The sequence below is a fragment of the Virgibacillus oceani genome, assembly GCF_041521345.1.
Taxonomy (GTDB): Bacteria; Bacillota; Bacilli; order Bacillales; family Amphibacillaceae; genus Virgibacillus_N; species Virgibacillus_N oceani_A.
Window position 1 is genome coordinate 17239 of sequence record NZ_JBGOHB010000026.1, and the last position, 15329, is coordinate 32567.

Sequence of the window (15329 nt, forward strand, 5' to 3'; positions counted from 1 at the left end):
ATACTTGGCTTATCGCCAGGGGGCGAAAGCCTTAGTTGCACTTATGCAGGAGGAAAGGCTTTATACTTTCCTGTCTGTGAAAGATTTACTTCATTTCTACCTGTGTGCCTTAGCAAGAAAATTTTTAGGCAATTATATTTAATCATCTGTTATATTGTAAGTCATTCTGTATCGTCTTGCCACAGAAAAGAAGAAATAATTTTATCTATTTGTTCACTTTGATGCAGGGCACTATGGCCAAGTTCATCATCCTCAATGATGATTTCCTCTATTTGGTCTTCTGATATCAGTGTATTCAATGTCTTTACACTTTCCACGACTGCCACTGAATCTCCGGTACTGCCGAGATTCAGCACTTTCGTATTTTCCGGAAATTCCCCTGTTTCCAACAATTGTAATCCAGCTGAATCTGGTTTTAAATCCTCAGCAGCTGCATCATGATGTATTTGAAAATACTCCTGGCTGAATATGCCTCCAAAAGGTGCCCCAAGCGCAACAATTTTATTGACAGCAGGAAAATCCGCACTCTGATATTGCATGGCATATTTCAATGATACAATGCCGCCCATGGAGTGACCTACCAAATTCACACTGTTCACAGCATAATTACTTTTCATGGAAGCAAGGACGTCAGCAAGCCAGCCAGCAGTCTCTTCAAAATCTGTCCGGTTATCTTCAAATATTACATGAACTAATTGCGGCCCGCTGTTATCGTTATTCAAACGATATGATTGTATTTCTCCATTCTTCCCAACATAATATATAAGTATTTTATTTCCAATTTCATATACATTTTCAAAACGGTGCAGCATAAATCCGAAGGAAAAAAATGTACCCTTATAACCGTGAACAAAAACGGTTGATTCAGTTATTTTTTGTTCTGCTTTATACGGTGCACCTAAAAGGAAGAGTGCCCCGAATATAATCATAGCAAGTATGAGTAATTTCTGGATGCCAATTTTTTTCACCTCATTATATACGTAAAGACAAATCTTTATGGTGGGACGAGCATTTAGCGCAGTCCCGGTGTCCACGTCTCCATCTTTTATAAGCAGATGCTCATGATTATATTTTTCCACCAAAAAATGAATTCAAACTACGAAGCTTCTGACTCTCCGCGGGGCAAGCCCACGCGGGTTCACATATTGCTTCTCACTATTCGTACTCATTACCTGTAAGATAATTTTTGGAAATAGGAACTCACAACAGGGGTGAAACCCTACGACCAAGCAGCCCCCCGGCCACATTAGTGTTCGTATTCTCTCTAAAGTTAGAGAAGGAAGCAAAGTCAAACTCCCCGGAATATTGATTTAAAGGTTTTAATTAAAATTTGATTCCACTATTCAGGACAACTTTACGGTCGTCTTTTAATTTTTGAATACAATTTTGATGCATGTCATAAAACGCCTCAAGAAAACTTTAAGCATAATTTTTGGTCAGGTGTTTGTAAATCATTATTTGTGCAATACAGTAAAAATGCTGAATACAAATCTCTTTGAATTTTTCTTCCATCTGGTAGTATGTGCCATCTTTTAGACAATTGTTTTTTATTCGGTTTATTTAAAACATGATCATATTGACTTGCTTTAAATGTCCTGGTATTCACTTTTTGAATGAACCGCCAGTTGATTCAAACCTTCTTCTAATTTGTGCGGTAAAATAGCCTGGACTTCTTTTGAGAATGCTTTTACCAAAACGTTTTCGTTTATTAAATCTTCCGGTTATTTCATTAACAGTTACTTCTTTTGCTTTTTTTTGTAGTACTTTTATATTCATATCTTCCATTTGTTTGTATTTTTTATAAACTTCTCCTAAAACAGTATTACGAATAATCCTGAGTTGTTCTTGTATGCGCTGCAGCTTCCAATCTTGTGAAGGTTCTACCTCTAATTCAACTTCTATCACATGAACAGGAGAGGCATCATGTACTTTTTTGAGTAATTTTTGTTCTTCGGTTTTAGTTTTTTTGGCTCTTTTTTAACTTTTACATGAATACCTCTCCTTCCAGGTTTTTTTATTAATCATTCTATAATTCTATTATACCATCACAAAGAACTTATGTTCCATTTTTCAATTAATATAATTCAATCAGCCAATTCATCCCGAAGGCAAGCCTGTCGGGTTTTCTTGGCTGTAATGTCTATAACAGGCTTGTTAAACTATGGAAAACTGGTTTTTTATCTTCAAAAGTGGATACATAGTTATATCCAATGGATCGAAGCAGCTCCAGGGATTCTTTAAATTCATAGGCAAGTGTTGTTTCAACATGGGAGTCGGAACCAAGTGTAATAATTTCTCCGCCAAGTTCTTTATACAGCTTTAAAATATCTTCGCTTGGCATTCGGTTTTTCAGTCCGTATCTTTTTCCGGAAGTATTTAATTCAATCCCTTTTTCAGCTGGAATGATTTCTTTAAATATCTCCCCGATTATATCATGAAAATCTTTCTCGCTTTCCTGTCTTTGATATCGTTTCACCAAATCCAAATGACCAAGCACCTGGAAATTTTTAAAATGCTTCACACAATACAGTAATTCTTCATAGTATATCTGATAGGCTTCTTCCTGTGTCTTCCCTTCAAAAAACTCCCCTGAATGAAGATCCTTCTTTTCTGTCGTATGCATGGAACAGATGACAAAATCAAAATGCTCCTTTTCCAGTAATGCATTGTACATATCAAGCTGATGGGGTTGAACGCCAATTTCTACTCCTTTTTTAATCGTTAATTGTTCCCCGTATTTACCCTGCATTTCAGCAACTTTTCCATCATAAGCCTCCAAATCAAATTCAAACACAATAGACGAATCCGGATAATCATAATCAATATGCTCTGTAAAGCATACTTCGCGCAGTCCTTTTCGAATCGCTTCCTCAATCGTTTTTTCCATCGGTGTTTTGCAATCTGCGGAAAAATCACTGTGAATATGATAGTCAAACATATATAATTCCCCCATTTATTCTTGACTTTTTGGTGTATCCTTATTAAAATACTACTATATAACTTTACTAAGATAAAGCGATAAAGTAATAAAGTTTTATTGGAAGGAGCAGTAACGCGTGCAACTTTATATATATGATAAAGAAAATGACAGCAAAATAGAAGATTTTCAGATTCGTGAAGTACTCCTATCCAAGCTCAAAAAACGGTTTGAAACCTATGGCTATAAACAAATTCAAACACCTGCATTTGAAGCTTATGATGTTTACTCCGATTTGACTGGCACAGTTAAAAAAGACGATATGATTAAAGTGATTGATTCATCAGGTAAAGTGCTGGTGCTCCGGCCAGATGTGACGATTCCCATTACGAGAATGACAGCTTTAAGCAAACAGCCATTGCAGAGCGAAAAACGCTATTTTTATATATTGGATGTGTTCCGGCAGCTGTCAGAGCAAAACAACCAAAAGGAACATACACAGGCAGGGGTTGAATATCTAGGGAAAAACTCACCGGAAGCAGATGCCGAGGTAATCATGCTTGCAGTCCATCTGTTAAAGGAATTGAACTTTCCCAATTTCAAAATAGAAATAGGCCATGCAGGATTTTTCAAAGAACTTATATCAAAAACCGCATTAACGGAGGAACAGCTGGAACAATTACAATTACTGATTCAATCGAAAAACCTAGCAGAAATAGAACCATTTCTTGCTGAATTACCTATTGATGAAGCGCTAAAACAAGCAATTCAGCAAATCCCTCTCCTTTATGGCAGGCCGGATGAAGTAATCCGCCAGGCCAAGGAAATCGCATCAACAAATCAATTACAAGTGGAACTGGAGAATCTGACAAAAGTATGGGAAGTGCTTGAAGCTTATCAAATAAGTGAGCATGTTGTATGCAACCTCGGCATTATCAACAATATGGATTATTATTCAGGAATTATCTTTCAGGGTTTTATAGAAAATGTGGGCAAACCCGTTTTAATGGGCGGGCGTTACGATCATTTAGGAGCCAAGTATGATAAACATATTCCTGCCATTGGATTTGCGGCCGAAGTGGATATTCTTTTGCAGGCCGTACTTCAGCAGGGATTAATTACGAGAAAAAAAGAAATGCAAGACTTCATTATTTTTTATCATAAAGACAAACAAAAAGAGGCATTAGCTGCGGCTTTTCAATTGCGCACCAAAGGCTACCATGTACTCACTTTTACAGGAGATGAGGAGATTGATTTTTCGAGCAGAAATAAAGTTCATTTTACCACTGCAGGAAATCAATTACACACAAATAAACAGGAGCGATCATTTTCTGACACAGCTAGCCTCATCGGTATCGTACAGGAAATGAAGGGAGAAGTTTAAGTGGAAACAATAACATTAGCAATCGCAAAAGGACGGACAGCGGAGAGTACCATTGAGCTATTAAATTCCATAGATATTCACTTCCGGGATTTTCACGATCAATCCAGGAAGCTCATTTTTTACAATCCTGAGCGGTCGATTAAATTACTATTTGTAAAAGCAGTGGATGTGCCGACTTATGTAGAAAAAGGGGCTGCAGATATCGGGATTGCCGGGAAGGATAACATTCTCGAATCCAGCGCGGATGTTTATGAAATGCTGGATTTAAAGATTGGCACGTGTCAATTCGTTATCGCAGGCAAAACAGGCAGTCAGCTGGAAACCCGGCAAAATTTAACCATTGCTTCCAAATATCCCAACCTGACGAAAAAGCATTTTTCCAAAAAAGGGCTGGACGTGGATACAGTGAAGTTAAATGGATCAGTGGAATTAGCCCCGCTCATCGGGCTGGCTGATTACATTGCCGATATCGTAGAAACCGGGACAACGTTAAAGGAAAACGGGCTCTCTATCATTGAAAAAGTGGAAAATATCAGCACTAGACTTATTGTAAATAAAGCAAGCTTTGCGACAAAGTCAGCTGAAATTCAAGATCTTATCCAAAAAATAGAAACAGCTGTGGAGTGATAGAAAATGGAGATTATTACTGCAGAACAATTCAAACAAAAAACCGATTCCAATAGCTCTAAAACAGAAGCAATAGATGAAAAGATACTGGAAATTATTAATCAAGTAAGAAAAACAGGTGACCAGGCTCTTTTTTCTTACACAGAAAAGTTTGACGGTGTAGCACTTGATACGTTGATTGTTTCAGAAAAGGAATTTGATGATGCCAAAAAGTTAGTAAATGCCGACGTCGTCCAAGCGCTTCAAAAAGCAAAAGATAATATTGAACAATTCCACCGGCAGCAAATCGAGAAATCATGGTTTATTGAAAAAGAACAAGGGATTACCCTTGGGCAAAAAATAACCCCGATGGAAAAAGCGGGCGTATACATTCCCGGTGGAAAAGCAGCCTATCCATCCACCGTTTTAATGAATGTGATCCCTGCAAAAATAGCCGGTGTGGAAAAGGTTGCGATGACTACACCTCCTCAACCAGGTGGGAAAATGAATCCATATGTACTGGTTGCAGCACAACTTGCCGGTGTCGATACAATTTATAAGCTTGGCGGAGCACAAGCAATCGCAGCTTTGGCATATGGGACAAAAACAGTTGAGAAAGTATCAAAAATTGTGGGACCCGGCAATGCATATGTGGCCCGTACAAAAAAATGGGTGTTTGGCGATGTGGATATAGATATGATTGCCGGGCCAAGTGAAATTTGTATTCTTGCCGATAAGAGGACAAACGCGAAATATGCTGCAGCTGATTTATTATCACAGGCGGAACATGATGAGTCCGCCAGCAGTATTTGTGTTACCACCAGCCGGTCGGTTGCAGACAACATTTTAAAAGAAATGAACAAACAAGCTGTAACACTGGACAGACGAGAAATCATTGAAAAATCACTATCACAAAACGGGAAATTGATTATCGCTGAAAATAGGCAAGAAGCATACGATGTGATAAATGACCTTGCACCTGAGCACTTGCAATTAATGACAGCGTATCCTTCTGAGCACCTGTCTTTCATCAAAAATGCAGGAGCTATATTTCTCGGCGAATTTTCCCCGGAAGTACTTGGCGATTATTACGCTGGGCCAAATCATACCCTGCCGACTAGCGGTACGGCGGCATTTTCATCCCCGCTCGGCGTGTATGATTTCATAAAAAGATCCAGCATCATTCATTATTCCAAAGAGTCTTTACTGGCAGCATCACGAGATATCATGCAGCTTGCCAGGATAGAAGGGTTAACAGCCCACGAGGCTTCCATTCAAGTTAGAAAGGATGACGAAAATGCGTAATGCATCGGTGAAACGAGAAACGAAAGAAACAAAAGTAGATGTCAAACTGGATATTGATGGAGAAGGAAACTCAGGAATTAACACAGGGGTCGGCTTTTTTGACCACATGCTGACCTTAACCGCAAAGCATGGATTGCTTGATCTTCATGTAAATTGCAATGGTGATGTGGAAGTGGATCAGCATCACTCTGTGGAGGATGTCGGCATTGCCTTTGGCCAGGCATTCAACGAAGCACTCGGCAATAAAGAAGGAATCAATCGCTATGCCACCATTACTACACCGATGGATGAAGCATTGTCGGCAATATCTTTGGATATAAGCGGACGCGCCTTTCTTGTTTATCATGTGGAAGGACTAAAGGAAAAGGTCGGAGCTTTTGATACAGAATTGGTCGAAGAATTCTTTTTAGCCTTTGCCAAAAATGCCAATGTCACGCTCCATATTAATTTACATTACGGGAGAAACACCCACCATATGATAGAATCCATTTTCAAAGGATTCGGCAGCGCACTTGACCTTGCCAGCCAGAAAAATGGCCGTATAAAAGGAGTACCATCAACAAAAGGCACGCTGTAGAAATATTTATCGAGAAGGCTGTTTTCTTAAAAATTGGGGCTATAGTTACTCGCTTCACTGAAAAAATTCGGAACTGCGCGTAAATGCTCGTCCCACCGAAAAGATTTGTTATTATTGACAGAATATCTATAAACTGTGACGTAACTATTCTTTATTTCCTAAGTCTAAGCAACACCTTCCGTCCGGGATCGCTTCGGGCGGATGCTTTCCGCGGGTACGGCCTCAGCCTCGGGCTAACAGGATGTTAGTCATGAAGGCGTTGCGACAGGACGTCGCGACTTTAGCCTTCCATCCACTCGACCGCTCTGCGGGGTCTTCGGACTCGTGCTGTTCCCGCAGGACAAGGAAGGCTGCGTCAGCATTACATCGCACGAAGAAAATTGCATTATATTTTCGAGGAGTCACCGCCCTACGCTCACCCGGACTAATGAGAGCACAATTGCTTCGATCAATTGCACTAGTAATAGGTAGAGCGGAGGAAATACCCCAAGACTCCTGCGGGAGAAATGGCCTAGGTGAGACCCCGCAGCGCGACAAATGAAGGCCGACTAAAACCGCCCTTTGCGGGCAACGTCGGCATACCCCTTGTCGGGGCAAGGAGGCTCACCAGCCACCAAGCGGCAAAGAAGACACGGTGATACGAACAGAGTGAGTTGAACCGATGTCGCACTTGTGCCCAGCGGGTGAAAGCGAGGGGTATTTCCGCAGCGGCGGACAGAGGGTTACGCCACAGTTTATCTCAACTCCAAAAAATAAAAGCAACAAAGTTTACGAAAACAGCCATGGGAAAGGAAGAATCATTAATGATTGCAATAATAGATTACGGTGCAGGCAATATTAAAAGTCTGCAATTTGTACTGAACAGATTACAATTTAATGCTTGCCTGACAGTGGATGAAACAGTGATTCAAAAGAGTAATGCTATTATTCTTCCGGGGGTAGGTGCTTTCAATAATGCCATCGCTACACTTCATAAATCAGGACTTTCAGAAATTTTACGGACGGAAGCAAAAAATGGAAAACCGATTCTTGGTATCTGCCTTGGGATGCAGTTATTTTATGAAAAGAGCTATGAAGATGGTGAATGGGAAGGCCTTCAATTGTTAAGAGGGGATATCAGCAGAATCAACAGTTCCGTAAAAGTCCCCCACATGGGATGGAATACACTAACCCAGCACCAGGACACTACCCTTCTGAACAGCGTTAATAAAACAGACTATGTATATTTTGTTCATTCTTACAAGGTGGAAAACAACGATCAGCAAACGCTTCTGGCCTCTAGTCAATACGGCGGAGACATTCCCGCCATAGTTCAGGAGAATAATATAATCGGCATGCAATTTCATCCGGAAAAAAGCGGTGCTGCCGGGTTACAGATGCTAAAAAACTTTGGGGAGATGATCTCGTGATACTTTTTCCGGCAATTGATATTAAAAATAAAAAATGTGTAAGGCTGACCCAGGGTGATTATGATAAAGAAACGATTTATAGCAGCTCTCCAGCCGACATGGCAATGCAATGGAAAAACAAAGGAGCAGCTTACCTTCACATCGTTGATCTTGACGGAGCGAAAACAGGCACTGCTGTAAATTACGATGTAATCCACCAGATTGCGAATGAAGTTGCTATTCCTATGCAAATAGGCGGCGGGATCCGCTCCATAGAAATGGTGCGGAAATATATTCAGGCAGGTGTCTCCCGTGTCATCATTGGTACAGCAGCAATAAATGACATCGACTTTTTAAAAGAAGCTGTAAGTTCCTACGGGGAAAAAATTGCCGTATCCATTGATGCACGAAACGGCTATGTGGCAACAAATGGCTGGACGGATACAAGTGATGTGACAGCTGTTGATTTAGTAAAGGAACTGGAAACCCTCGGTGTTCAAACTATCATTTATACAGATATTTTAAAAGACGGCATGCTGGAAGGTCCCAATTTTACGGAGCTCCAAACGATTAATGAGGCCACATCGGTTAATGTTATCGCCTCAGGCGGAGTGACTACAGTCAATGATATAAAGAAATTAAAAGAGCAGCAATTATATGGTGCCATTATCGGTAAAGCGCTTTACGATGGTACATTATCATTTGAAGCAGCGATGGAGGGTGAAACAAATGCTGGCTAAACGAATTATCCCTTGTCTGGATGTAGACAAAGGAAGAGTAGTTAAAGGAAAGCAGTTTAAGGACATTCAGGACGTAGATGACCCTGTTGCACTGGCAAAAAGATATAACCGGGATGGTGCGGATGAACTCGTATTTTACGATATAACTGCGTCAAACGAAGACCGGGATATTTTTCTGGATATTGTAGAAAAGGTGGCGGCAGAGATAGCTATTCCTTTCACTGTCGGCGGGGGCATCCGCACATTGGATAATATTCACCGCGTGCTTCATGCTGGTGCGGATAAAGTGTCAATCAATAGTGCAGCTGTAAAGGATCCTGAGCTTATTAAGGAAGCCGCGTTAAAATTTGGCTCCCAATGTATCGTCCTGTCCATCGACGCAAAGAAAACCGGCAATAATAAATGGGAAGTGTTTATTAATGGCGGACGTGTAAACACTGAGCTAGATGCAATGGAATGGGCAAAACAGGGAGAAGCACTTGGTGCAGGAGAACTCGTCCTAAATGCTATCGAAACCGATGGCGAGAAAAGCGGTTATGATCTGGATCTAATGCAAGCCGCAGCGAAAGCTGTAAATATACCGATCGTAGCAAGCGGCGGCGCAGGTAAACTTGAACATTTTTCAAGTGTTTTAAAGGAAGGATTTGCCGATGCCGCTTTGGCTGCTTCTGTTTTTCACTATAATGAAATCCCTATCCCTGCATTAAAAACAAAATTGGCTGAAGATGGAATTATCGTCAGGAGGAATACTTGATGGAGGTAAATTTTGAAGAACTATCCTTTGATGAAAATGGATTGATTCCTGTTATCGTCCAGGATGTACAAACAAATAAAGTACTGACATTGGCATATATGAATGAAGCGTCTCTTCAAAAAACAATGGAGACGAAAGAAACATGGTTTTTCAGCAGAAAACGCCAAGCGCTCTGGAACAAGGGGGAGACTTCGGGAAACAAACAAATTGTTAAGGATATCCGCTTTGATTGTGATAATGATGCACTGCTTGTGATGGTCGAACCACTCGGACCCGCATGCCATACAGGGGAAGAATCCTGCTTCCATAATAGTCTTTTCCCGCATAATAAACCAGCAGAAGATAATGACATCTCCCTGCTGACCGACAAAATAAAAGAGCGGAAAAGCAATCCAAAAGAAGGATCTTATACTACCTATTTATTTAACGAAGGGATCGATAAAGTTCTGAAAAAAGTCGGCGAGGAAGCAAGCGAAGTCATTATTGGCGCAAAAAACAAAGATAAACAGGAAGTCACCTGGGAAATTGCCGATTTGACCTATCATACGCTGGTATTAATGGAACTGTTAGATGTTTCCGTTGCCGATATTAAAGATGAGCTTAGAACAAGACATATACAAAAAGCAGGGAATCAGGATGAGTAAATTCTGGAGCAAGGCTGTAAAGCGGGCAAAGCCATATGTTCCGGGTGAGCAATTAAATGACCCGGGTATTATCAAATTGAATACGAATGAAAACCCATATCCCCCTTCACCAAAAGTAAAGGAGGCGATTAATCTCGAGATAGAGCGGCTGCATCTTTACCCGGACCCAACAGCTGATGCCCTGAATAACACTGTTTCAGCATATTATGGTGTCTCTAAAGAACAGGTTTTTGTCGGGAATGGTTCAGATGAAGTACTCGCCTTTTCTTTTATGGCTTTTTTTGATCAGTGGAAAAAAATAAGGTACCCCGCCATCACGTACAGTTTTTATCCTGTATATGCCAATCTTTTTTATATCCCAGTGGAAGAAGTGCCGTTAAACAGGAATTTCAGCCTTCCCGTGGAAGCATTTTTCCAATCAGAGGGCGGTGTGATTTTTCCAAATCCAAACGCACCAACGAGTAGGTACTTAAATCTCGATGCAATCAAAGAAATTGTCGAAAACAATCCGGATAATGTGGTTATTATCGATGAAGCATATGTGGATTTTGCCGAGAAATCCGCAGTGGAATTGACAATCCAATATGACAACCTTCTCGTTATCCAGACACTATCCAAATCCCGCTCACTTGCTGGATTACGCGTTGGTTTTGCAATTGGCCATCCGAAATTGATAGAAGGACTAAACAGGGTCAAAGACTCATTTAACTCCTATACCATTGACCGGCTGGCAATGAAAGGTGCCAGGGCTTCTATCCTGGACAGAGAATATTTCAAAGAAACAACAGCAAAAATAATTCATACAAGAGAATGGGTTAAAGAAGAAATGAAAAAAAGAGGGTTTCATGTTCTCCCCTCCCAAACCAATTTTCTTTTTGCATGTCATTACCAAAAAAGCGCAAGTCAATTATATAAAGATTTAAAAGAAGACGGCGTATTAATCCGCCATTTCAACAAACCAAAAATTGATAATTATATCCGGGTTACAATAGGAACAGATGAACAAATGGAAAACTTTTTAAGAAAGCTTGATAAAGTAATATAAAAGCATCGCGTAAATACCTAACGGGTTCAGTTTCAGGAGAGAAAAATGCTAATAGCAAGGGGAAAAACATACAAATTGCTATTCTTTTCACCTGTAAATTAACAATATATATTAGCAAACAAAAACGCTCAGATATGTTCTGAGCGTTTTTAAAGCGTTATAATTTATTTTTATTTTTCCTTTTCCAGAATTTGCACGTTAACGGAAGATTGATATTTGTTATGTATGTTTAATAGTAAAGAATATCTTATTGAGTCAAACCTTATAATTCTTTTTTAAAACAAATAATGCGATTGACCTCACCAAATCCCAATTTAAGATGCAATGCTAGGCTTTCCTCATTCTCTAATTCACAATCGCTGGCAAATTCATGACAACCTTTTTTCTTGGCCCAATTCTCACAAGCAATTACCAACTTTTTAGCAACGCCTTTTTTACGGGAGGCATTTTTTACGAAAAGTCCCTCCAAATATCCCACTGGACTCGAACTCGTTCCCTCGACATAATCATATCGTAGTTGGCATTGCGCAAATCCAATTGGTTCTGTGTCATGATAAGCTAAAAAAATTTTTGCGTCGGGCTGAGCAATAAGATTCGTCATTTCTTGAATAAATTCTTCTAATGTGTGATCTGGCCACAGTAGTAAAGCAAGGTGTGCAGCCTCTTTTGTATCCTGCAACGTCGCCTCTTTTATCATGGAAAACCTCCTAATACTTTTATTGCTTCCACTTTTGCATTCTTTATTGATAGTAATTCAAAAATACATGGCCTCGTTCGATAGTATCTGTCCTTATTTCAATTTAAATATTCCATTGGTTCTTTACAATGTTTATATCCGTTCCGTTTATAAAAATCTATGCTTGTTTCACTTGGCCAAACAATTATAAATTCGTTTTTTTGTTCCTCTGACCATTCATTCACCTTGGCAATCAACTGGCTTCCGATTCCCTTCCCTCTCATCTCAGTTACTGTATAAACGTTCGTCATAAAGGCAAATGGATAACTGATTCTACCTGGTCTGGGTACCTTTTGTATCAGTTCAACATATATATGCGAAACAATCTTCCTGTTATGCTCTGCTATCCAAATGAACCAATCATTACTTTGTATCGCCTTTAATAAGAAATGCTGACACTCATCTCTAAATTTTTCATAATCTTTTTCTTTTACGAGATCACCATAATCCTCATCCTCCAAAGTAAAGTCCCATCTCATTTTTATAAGTTGGTCAATGTCGCCTCGGTTTGTAAGCCTGATCTCCATTCAAACACTCCCATTTTTATTCAATTAACTGGCCCTTTTGTTTAATAAAGATTAAACAACAATATCGTATTCCATTCTTTTAGCCGTTTTTTGCGCTATTTCAGAACCTAATAGTCGGTTGACAATATGAAAAGACATATTTATTCCTGCTGAAATTCCACCTGATGTTACTATATTTCCTTCATCAACATATTTAACCTCTTGTTGAACATCGACTTCTGGAAATTCTTTTTCTAGTCGGTCGAGGCTTGCCCAATGAGTAGTGGCTCGTTTACCTTTTAGTAACCCTGCTTTTGCAAGAAGTAAGGCACCCGTACATACAGAAGTCATTATTTGAACATTTTGCATTTGAATTGCAATCCACTTTATTACATTTTCATTATGTATTTCTTTTTCCCTTGCACCTAGTCCACCGGGAATAATAAGAACATCGAATTGTGGCATATTATTAAAATTGTAATCCGGTTGTACTTTTAAACCGTTTCGGGCATATATGATGTTTCCTTTTTCTGAAACCGTTTCAACAAAAAAAGGATTTTCATTATTTTCTAAGGCTGTTACTGAAAAAACTTCAAATGGTCCAGCAAAATCTAAAACCTCAACCTCATCAAATAGAAAAATTCCTACTCTCCACTGTTTGTTATTCATATGGGATTCCCCTTTGGAAAAGATTATTCTTGATTAATTTTACAATAAAAACACAATTTTTTGTCAATTGGGCCGATTCGTTAGTAATAAATATTCTTCCATTTAATGGCCTATTGTGGTACATATTTATTCAGTTATCGCGCTCGTTTGCTTAAGAAAGCTTTATAATTATCCAGTCCTAAAGTGGTTATTAACGAAATAGGGTGCGCGAATTGAAAGTCTAATATTATTCATTCATCTGAGGTCTTTAAACAGGGCTTTTCATATTATTTATAGGATAACAGAATAAACATATACCTCTTTACCCCATTTTTGAATGGTCTTTTCTATATTCATACCAATTCGTTCAGCAACTTTTGTGGATGGAATATTGTTTACATCAGGTAATGAAATTATCTTTCTTAAATTCATTTGCTCAAATCCATAATTCTTACAAGCTAACGCTGCTTCAGTGGCGTATCCGTTCCCCCATGCACTTCTCACGAACAGATAACCAATTTCCATTTCTATTTCGTCATCAACCTCTTGAGGGACAATACCACATTGACCAAGAAAATCTCCTGTCACCTTATCCTCAACAACCCAAAGTCCGACACCGTATTTGTTATAATTATCCAACGTCCATTCAATCCACTCTATTGTCTGCCTTTTTTCTTTTGTCGATGGATAATACCTCATTGCTTCTGGATCGGAGAATATTTTCATTAAATTTCCGACATCATTCTTATTCATTTTTCTTAATGTCAACCGCTCCGTACTCATTACAGAATTTTTCATTTCATCATTCCCTTTTAAAATTTAGTGAATAACGGTTTTAACCGTCTTCATTTTACTTGAAGGCTGGGCACAATTATTCAACAATCTGGCCCGTTTGTTGTATACGAATATTTTAACATAATGAATTCGCACCTTCTAAAAACTTAGAAATTTTCCTCAACTTTTTATAAATTAACACCATAATCATCACATCAAATAGCATTGCAAATAACAAGCATTTTGACAGACATATTAACAAGTGTATATAAATTTATGTACCTTTGATAATTTGTATATTATTTCGTTGCATAAGTTGAATCGAGGATTGTCATATCAATAAAAAAAAAGGGGATACTAAATCACTTGTGATTTGTATCCCTGAAATTTATGTTGTTTTGTATTTTCTCTCCCAGAACTGAACCCGTTACTAAATACAGCGATGCTTTTCACCTTTATATCATATGCTCTATTTCCGCTTCTTCCCTCAACTCTTCCACTTTCCCTGGAAGTTGTTCTGAAGTTTTCTGGTTAGCCAGCTGGGTTCGAATGGATTCCTCGAGTTCTTCCAATTCTCCTATCTCGCCATTCTCTTCAGTCAGCTGCTCATAAAATTCTTCTATTTCCTCCTCTGTTACTTCAATATCAAGCTCTGATTCAATATATGCTGTTGTAATTAAATCATCTCTTAATTGCGTTTTAAATTCAGTTTCCGTTAAGTCAAACTCTTCCAGCACGACAGCAAGCTGATCTTCATTTTGCTCCTTCAGCTCATCAAATTCGCCCTGTACCTCTTCCTCTGTTACCTCAATCCCAACCTCTTCAGCATCTTGATTGATCAGTTGCTGTTCGACCAAAACATTTAATGTTTGTTCTACTAGATAATCAAGATCACTGACGTCCTCTCCAAATTGAGCCATTTGCATTTTCACCTGTGTGTAAATCGGGTTATAGCGATCACCCTTTATTTCATCGCCATTTACTGTAGCAACCAGTGTATCCGGATCCACTCTTTCTTCATCGGCAAATGCTATTTCCTCTGGTGCTTCCTGGCTTTCATCTTCATCGTTTCCGCAGGCAGCTAAAATTATTGATAAACCCAGCACAAAGCTTACGATTAATAGTTTTTTCATTTAGTTTACCTCATTTCCTTGTCATGTCTTTTTATCTAAACATATTTTCTGTCACCAGTGCAAGAGGACACAAGTGCCTCATCCCTTTGTTTGGGACACTGAACCAATACCTTTATACCAAACAACACAAAAAGGCACAGGAACTTTTCACCTGTCCCTGTGCCCCAATACA

At 39.1% G+C, this 15329-nt stretch carries 17 protein-coding genes; 9 read left to right on the plus strand and 8 right to left on the minus strand.

Translation table 11 applies throughout. From position 1 onward, the window contains the following. Positions 1 to 161: 161 nt before the first annotated feature. From ACDX78_RS17035 to ACDX78_RS17045, 3 genes are all read right to left on the minus strand, one after another. Positions 162 to 1079, minus strand: a complete 918-nt coding sequence (locus ACDX78_RS17035; protein ID WP_486029360.1) for an alpha/beta hydrolase — start codon at positions 1077 to 1079, stop codon at positions 162 to 164. A gap of 523 nt (positions 1080 to 1602) precedes the next feature. Continuing rightward, positions 1603 to 1905 carry a hypothetical protein gene (locus ACDX78_RS17040; RefSeq protein ID WP_486029361.1) on the minus strand — a complete coding sequence of 101 codons (303 nt, stop codon included), beginning with the start codon at positions 1903 to 1905 and terminating at the stop codon, positions 1603 to 1605. 235 nt (positions 1906 to 2140) lie between these two features. Further along, entirely contained in the window at positions 2141 to 2938 is a 798-nt protein-coding gene (locus ACDX78_RS17045; protein ID WP_486029362.1) for a histidinol-phosphatase HisJ family protein, read from the minus strand. A 118-nt stretch (positions 2939 to 3056) separates the two neighbouring features. On the opposite strand from ACDX78_RS17045, the gene hisZ reads away from it, so the two are divergent. The 9 genes from hisZ to hisC all read left to right on the plus strand — a co-directional run bounded on the left by hisZ (position 3057) and on the right by hisC (position 11360). Next, a complete protein-coding gene (hisZ, locus tag ACDX78_RS17050; RefSeq protein ID WP_486029363.1) occupies positions 3057 to 4301 on the plus strand; it encodes an ATP phosphoribosyltransferase regulatory subunit in 1245 nt (414 codons plus the stop codon). Beyond that, positions 4302 to 4928 (plus strand): ATP phosphoribosyltransferase, encoded by a 627-nt coding sequence (gene hisG / locus ACDX78_RS17055; RefSeq protein WP_486029364.1) that lies wholly within the window; start codon positions 4302 to 4304, stop codon positions 4926 to 4928. A gap of 6 nt (positions 4929 to 4934) precedes the next feature. Further along, a complete protein-coding gene (gene hisD / locus ACDX78_RS17060; RefSeq protein WP_486029365.1) occupies positions 4935 to 6212 on the plus strand; it encodes a histidinol dehydrogenase in 1278 nt (425 codons plus the stop codon). After that, entirely contained in the window at positions 6205 to 6789 is a 585-nt protein-coding gene (gene hisB / locus ACDX78_RS17065) for an imidazoleglycerol-phosphate dehydratase HisB (protein ID WP_486029366.1), read from the plus strand. Before hisD ends, hisB begins: the two co-directional genes overlap by 8 nt. Positions 6790 to 7592: 803 nt before the next feature. Then, on the plus strand, positions 7593 to 8198 hold the full coding sequence (gene hisH, locus ACDX78_RS17070) for an imidazole glycerol phosphate synthase subunit HisH (RefSeq protein WP_486029367.1): 606 nt from the start codon (positions 7593 to 7595) through the stop codon (positions 8196 to 8198). Next, positions 8195 to 8917 (plus strand): 1-(5-phosphoribosyl)-5-[(5-phosphoribosylamino)methylideneamino]imidazole-4-carboxamide isomerase, encoded by a 723-nt coding sequence (gene hisA, locus ACDX78_RS17075; protein WP_486029368.1) that lies wholly within the window; start codon positions 8195 to 8197, stop codon positions 8915 to 8917. The genes hisH and hisA overlap by 4 nt, the downstream gene beginning before the upstream one ends. After that, positions 8907 to 9671, plus strand: coding sequence for an imidazole glycerol phosphate synthase subunit HisF (gene hisF / locus ACDX78_RS17080; protein ID WP_486029369.1), 765 nt, complete (start codon positions 8907 to 8909; stop codon positions 9669 to 9671). Before hisA ends, hisF begins: the two co-directional genes overlap by 11 nt. After that, positions 9671 to 10315, plus strand: coding sequence for a bifunctional phosphoribosyl-AMP cyclohydrolase/phosphoribosyl-ATP diphosphatase HisIE (gene hisIE, locus ACDX78_RS17085; RefSeq protein ID WP_486029370.1), 645 nt, complete (start codon positions 9671 to 9673; stop codon positions 10313 to 10315). The genes hisF and hisIE overlap by 1 nt, the downstream gene beginning before the upstream one ends. Beyond that, positions 10308 to 11360, plus strand: coding sequence for a histidinol-phosphate transaminase (gene hisC, locus ACDX78_RS17090; protein ID WP_486029371.1), 1053 nt, complete (start codon positions 10308 to 10310; stop codon positions 11358 to 11360). The genes hisIE and hisC overlap by 8 nt, the downstream gene beginning before the upstream one ends. A 262-nt stretch (positions 11361 to 11622) precedes the next feature. On the opposite strand, the gene aac(6') is transcribed toward hisC, so the two are convergent. The 5 genes from aac(6') to ACDX78_RS17115 form a co-directional block, all read right to left on the minus strand. Further along, positions 11623 to 12057, minus strand: coding sequence for an aminoglycoside 6'-N-acetyltransferase (gene aac(6'), locus ACDX78_RS17095; RefSeq protein ID WP_486029372.1), 435 nt, complete (start codon positions 12055 to 12057; stop codon positions 11623 to 11625). A gap of 98 nt (positions 12058 to 12155) precedes the next feature. After that, the gene (locus tag ACDX78_RS17100; RefSeq protein ID WP_486029373.1) at positions 12156 to 12623 is read right to left on the minus strand and encodes a GNAT family N-acetyltransferase; all 468 of its coding nucleotides are present in this window, start codon (positions 12621 to 12623) and stop codon (positions 12156 to 12158) included. 51 nt (positions 12624 to 12674) lie between these two features. Beyond that, a complete protein-coding gene (locus tag ACDX78_RS17105; protein WP_486029374.1) occupies positions 12675 to 13271 on the minus strand; it encodes a DJ-1/PfpI family protein in 597 nt (198 codons plus the stop codon). 270 nt (positions 13272 to 13541) lie between these two features. Continuing rightward, positions 13542 to 14048: a GNAT family N-acetyltransferase gene (locus ACDX78_RS17110; protein WP_486029375.1), complete on the minus strand. Its 507-nt coding sequence runs from the start codon at positions 14046 to 14048 to the stop codon at positions 13542 to 13544. Positions 14049 to 14479: 431 nt separating this feature from the next. Then, positions 14480 to 15157, minus strand: a complete 678-nt coding sequence (locus tag ACDX78_RS17115) for a SurA N-terminal domain-containing protein (RefSeq protein WP_486029376.1) — start codon at positions 15155 to 15157, stop codon at positions 14480 to 14482. Positions 15158 to 15329 lie beyond the last annotated feature (172 nt).

Excerpts from the sequence above, each read along its gene's own strand:
- ACDX78_RS17045 (WP_486029362.1), bottom strand. The coding sequence starts at position 2,938 with ATGTTTGACTATCATATTCACAGTGATTTTTCCGCAGATTGCAAAACA.
- hisD (WP_486029365.1), top strand. The coding sequence starts at position 4,935 with ATGGAGATTATTACTGCAGAACAATTCAAACAAAAAACCGATTCCAAT.
- hisB (WP_486029366.1), top strand. The coding sequence starts at position 6,205 with ATGCGTAATGCATCGGTGAAACGAGAAACGAAAGAAACAAAAGTAGAT.
- hisH (WP_486029367.1), top strand. The coding sequence starts at position 7,593 with ATGATTGCAATAATAGATTACGGTGCAGGCAATATTAAAAGTCTGCAA.
- hisF (WP_486029369.1), top strand. The coding sequence starts at position 8,907 with ATGCTGGCTAAACGAATTATCCCTTGTCTGGATGTAGACAAAGGAAGA.
- hisIE (WP_486029370.1), top strand. The coding sequence starts at position 9,671 with ATGGAGGTAAATTTTGAAGAACTATCCTTTGATGAAAATGGATTGATT.
- hisC (WP_486029371.1), top strand. The coding sequence starts at position 10,308 with ATGAGTAAATTCTGGAGCAAGGCTGTAAAGCGGGCAAAGCCATATGTT.
- ACDX78_RS17100 (WP_486029373.1), bottom strand. The coding sequence starts at position 12,623 with ATGGAGATCAGGCTTACAAACCGAGGCGACATTGACCAACTTATAAAA.
- ACDX78_RS17105 (WP_486029374.1), bottom strand. The coding sequence starts at position 13,271 with ATGAATAACAAACAGTGGAGAGTAGGAATTTTTCTATTTGATGAGGTT.
- ACDX78_RS17110 (WP_486029375.1), bottom strand. The coding sequence starts at position 14,048 with ATGAAAAATTCTGTAATGAGTACGGAGCGGTTGACATTAAGAAAAATG.
- ACDX78_RS17115 (WP_486029376.1), bottom strand. The coding sequence starts at position 15,157 with ATGAAAAAACTATTAATCGTAAGCTTTGTGCTGGGTTTATCAATAATT.